Genomic DNA, 4,385 nt, shown 5'->3' on the forward strand with positions numbered 1-4,385 from the left:
ATCTGAAGTTCTTCAGTTATATATTTTTTGTAGTAATACGTATATGTTTCGCATAAGTTTTCTCTAAATCTCGAAGCGTATATGCCATAGACTGTAATAATAATTGTATATCATGACCAGACTTAGAAAATCCTTTTTTATCATTTCTATCAATTGGTATTATTGCTTTTAAATATCCATCGCGTACCTCTGTTTGCATTTTTACTTGGCAAAACCTTTCTATAGCATTCACTGTACCAATAGTTATTGTTGAAACACTAGCACAAACAATATCTTCACCATAAGAGGAATAATTCGCATGACCATCAACAATAAATCCGTTAATGTGATCCAAATTGTTATGTAATATCGAAATAGAAATCATAAAAGATCAATCACCTTCTCCCTTTTTAATTCATGATAAATCCCCATCTTTTTCTTTATTGTATCATTCAGAAGAAAGGATGTATTGCGAAATTTTGGTTGTATAAGATATTCATGCAAAGCTAACATAAAGTCTCATTATCGGTAGCAAGGACAAGGTGGAATCCTACTCTCACAAGGAATCCGCCTTTTTCTTTTTCTATGACTCTATTCATTTTTCTATACATTCCTATCCTGGCGTGGGTTTCAGGGTTCCCGTTTGTTATTGGATTAGTCCAAAAACTGTATAAAATCTTACATACTCTTAGCGTGGGTTTTTTCCAAAATGCTGGCGGTACCCCATCGCTATCAAGCTAAGCTCATACAACGTCAATCATAGTAGAGATTGCTTCTTTTTTCTAAAGGCTACGTGTAGTAAATTTAAAGATTTGCATACGAAATAAACCCTAACGGGTTTCATTTTTTTAAATTAAGCCGCTTGATTATCAGACATGGTACAATTGTAAACGACACCTAATATATCAAAGACTGTTTTCTTCTCATATCGATGAGATTTTCTCCCGTTTTGCTGTAGGAGGTTGAACAGGCGAATTAGAATCTTTGATAGCTCTTGGGTGTCTTTCTGTATAGCTTGGAAAAGAAGAAGAAAGTAATCTTTAATCATATATATGGCCTTATATTCACTCAGTTCTCGTTTCTTTTTCATAAGAAGTAATTGCCGCATTTGAAACATGGTAGAAGAACAGAGCAGAATGGCAATCAATTGCCCATACAAATGGCATTCCAATCGTTCTCGTTTTATCTTTTTACAATGATGAATATAAAAGAATGATTTCCACGTTTTAAATAAAATCTCGATTTGCCAACGTAAAGAATACCAATCATGCAATTGTCCCATTGGGACAATATCTGTAGGAGTATTTGTCATATATACATTGATACCGCTAAGTCGTTTACTACGAGCGGAATACTTCATTCCTTTCTTTTTTTCTCTTACAGTTTGATCTTGTAATCGTTTTTGTTGCTGTTCTTTTGTTAGTCGATGAACAATCACACGAGTTGGGACACACAAGGAACCGTAGGTTCGATCATGTTGTTTACCTGGACCTGTATGAATATGAAGGAACTGTCCACTTAATAAATCATACTCAAGCTGAATCTTTACTCCCGCTGTATGGCTGCATCCTCCTGCACCTGGATAAACGAATGAAAAAGGATCTGGAAGTTGAAATGCAGTTGAATCTAAAATACGAATACGCTTGAAAACAGAAGTATATGGAGAAGAAATCGGCATAGATGAGGTCAATTTTTGGTTTAGTAGTTCAGCTAATATGTGTTGTAAAAATTGGACGGCTGATTTATTAAATCGTTGATTCAGTCCCTCAGGACTGATGAGCACTTCTGTTGATGCTTCTAAACAGCTAGATAACTGAGTTAAAGAAGTCGTAGCAACATTTTGGCTCATCCATACACATAAAGCGACTAAATCTTTTGCTTGGTACTTACTAGTTCGTTGTACAAAACCAACATCTCTAGCAAGATCTCTTAAGATATGTGGGGATAAAAAGCTTTGAAGTTCTTGACCAAATAGTTGTAATTCATCAGATACAGAAATAGACATACAAAACGCCATCCTTTCCTATGATTCTACAGAAAGAATAGCGTATTTTTTCATTTTATGGAGTATTTTGTTTTGGGGAACAATGAATTTTTTAGTTTTAATGTATTGTATTAAAAATCAATATGCTAATACCGAATAATATACTTATTTCCAATAAAAATAAGATACCTCTGTACACCCAATACGGAAAAAATTTTTAGTACATTTATAAATAGCATCGCTCCACCTGCTTAACCTGAACCAACATTTAATTTCTAGAAATACTGCACTGTTTAGTTAATTTGTATCACGTACAATTTTATATTTTGTTATAAAAAGAATGGATAAGATAGTTATGAGTAGGCCACAACATAGTAGAATGTTAGATATAGAAGTGCCAAATGTTAAGCATATAGATACAAAAGCATAAGATAGCGGAACTAAACCGTTCGAAGAGGCATTTACGAAACTCATAACTCTCCCTAGCTTATCTGTTTCACTGTTTTCTTGAATAATAGACACCAGTGGTACATTAATCATAGAAGACATGAAACCCATCATCACAAGTAAAAGGATTCCTTGCCATAAAACATACATTTGACCAAGGAGAGAAAGAAAAATACCAAGAAAAGAAATAAGTATTAGAATAGAAAGACCTCTATTTTTCCTAATATTTAAAAGCCCAATCAATAAAGCGCCTCCTAGCATTCCTCCTTGATAAGAGCTTTGTAAAAAACTTACCTCAACTGCCTTTCCATGTAATACCTCGCTCGCTAATAATGGAATTCCCATAAGTAAAGGGCCAAAGAAGAGGACGTTTATTGTCATTAAAATAAAAAGTATAGATTTTAAAAAAGGCATGTTCCATACATATTGAAAACCTTCTAATAGCTCTTGTCTGGTAGATGCTTGCTTAGAAGACGGTGAAGAATTTTTTTCTTTAATACATAAAGTGAAAGCGGATGTAATTAATAAAAAGCAAGCAACGAAGAGAAATAAAACCGAGAAAGAACTAACTGTAATAATCCAGCCGCCTATCATTGGTCCGGCAAACATTGCAACTTGATTGGAAGTTTGAATAAAGGAATTAGATCGAGTTAACATCTCTTTTGGGACTAGAAGAGGAAGAAGAGACTGATTCGCTGGTGAAAAGAAAGCATCCAGAATTCCAAATAGTAGTGCAAAAAACAGTAACGACCATAAATTTAATAGATGTAAATGTAATAAAGTAATCATTACAAAAACCAGTAAAAAACGCGTGAAGCTAGAAACCAACATAATTTTTGAACGTTTAAAGCGATCTGCCCATACACCTCCAACAGTCATTAGGAGGACTCGCGGGATTAGAGTTACCATCATGACAATCCCAAGTGTTGATTCCTGACCTAAAGATCGAATAACATACCATTGCTCTGCAAATAGGTAGGTTGAAAGAGCAAGAAAAGAAGAGGTACTAGATAACCAAAGAAATAAGAATGCACGATTTTTAAATAATGACATGCTTGTATACTTAGGTTGAACTTGTTGTGATATAAACGGCTCACTCAAAGAATATTCCTCCCCACAAATAATGAATTATAAATCTTCGTTAAAGAGCAGTTGATCAATTTCAAAACCTGTGATTGTAACATAAAAGTTTTTATTAGTATCAGTTTCTGTGGAAGCTGCTAAAGTTTCTTTAACAAGGTTTCTATACTGATTTAAAAACTTTATAAATTGTTCTTCTGTTAATGAGAATTCTGTTTGCATCGAGATACTTGGCCAATCTTCAACATGGGAAGATGTTAAATCGAATGAGGTATCTGGAGCAGTTAATACTCTTGTTTGTGCACGATGTAATACTTCTAAATAGGATTGTCTTGTTGCCTGTTGCGATTCAATGTAGTGAAGTAAGTGATTTGCAGGAATAAAGCCACGCGAAACAGCCTGATAGTACTTTAAAATATTCCCTCCCTGTTCTTCTTTTTTTACTAATTGAATGATGTTGTGTTTTTCTAGTTCGCGGAGGTGATAGAGTATTTTTGCGCGAGAAAGATTTAAAAGCTGAGCAAGTTGATGACCTGTATATGGCTTTTCGACTAAGTATATAAGCATTTTTGTACGTAATGGATCGCTTATTACTTTTAATTGTTCATATGTTTCGATAATGGAAATGGCTTTTTGTTTCATTATGCATCATCCTTTTTTTAACCAGTTAAATTTATTTAACTCAATTGTATTACAATTTTAAATAAAAAGAAAGTTAATTTAGAAATTTCTGAATTAAAACGAAGACAGTAGGATTCCATGTAGGGGGCCTACCACACACATCCATCAACTTAAGAAAACAAATCCACCCCAAAACGAAAAAATGAGCTCTTTTATTACAAATTAGGACAAAATCTCGTTCTGGGGGAGTTGTATTTTCTTAGCTTGATAGCCA

The 4,385-nt window shown here is 33.8% G+C and carries 4 protein-coding genes; all 4 read right to left on the minus strand.

The annotated features are described in order from the left end of the window. Window positions 1–16: 16 nt before the first annotated feature. Entirely contained in the window at window positions 17–364 is a 348-nt protein-coding gene (locus tag BPMYX0001_RS25060; protein WP_002162212.1) for a ribosomal-processing cysteine protease Prp, read from the minus strand. A gap of 468 nt (window positions 365–832) precedes the next feature. Next, window positions 833–1,984: an IS4 family transposase gene (locus BPMYX0001_RS25065; protein WP_033799347.1), complete on the minus strand. Its 1,152-nt coding sequence runs from the start codon at window positions 1,982–1,984 to the stop codon at window positions 833–835. Between the two features lie 276 nt (window positions 1,985–2,260). Then, a complete protein-coding gene (locus BPMYX0001_RS25070) occupies window positions 2,261–3,511 on the minus strand; it encodes an MFS transporter (RefSeq protein ID WP_033799348.1) in 1,251 nt (416 codons plus the stop codon). A gap of 27 nt (window positions 3,512–3,538) precedes the next feature. After that, window positions 3,539–4,132, minus strand: coding sequence for an ArsR/SmtB family transcription factor (locus tag BPMYX0001_RS25075; RefSeq protein WP_002203041.1), 594 nt, complete (start codon window positions 4,130–4,132; stop codon window positions 3,539–3,541). Between the last annotated feature and the right edge of the window lie 253 nt (window positions 4,133–4,385).

Origin of the sequence: Bacillus pseudomycoides DSM 12442, assembly GCF_000161455.1 — a bacterium.
GTDB classification, from domain to species: domain Bacteria; phylum Bacillota; class Bacilli; order Bacillales; family Bacillaceae_G; genus Bacillus_A; species Bacillus_A pseudomycoides.

Bases quoted from the DNA above. Each gene is read 5' to 3' on its own strand.
- BPMYX0001_RS25060 (WP_002162212.1), bottom strand. From the start codon at position 364: ATGATTTCTATTTCGATATTACATAACAATTTGGATCACATTAACGGA.
- BPMYX0001_RS25065 (WP_033799347.1), bottom strand. From the start codon at position 1,984: ATGTCTATTTCTGTATCTGATGAATTACAACTATTTGGTCAAGAACTT.
- BPMYX0001_RS25075 (WP_002203041.1), bottom strand. From the start codon at position 4,132: ATGAAACAAAAAGCCATTTCCATTATCGAAACATATGAACAATTAAAA.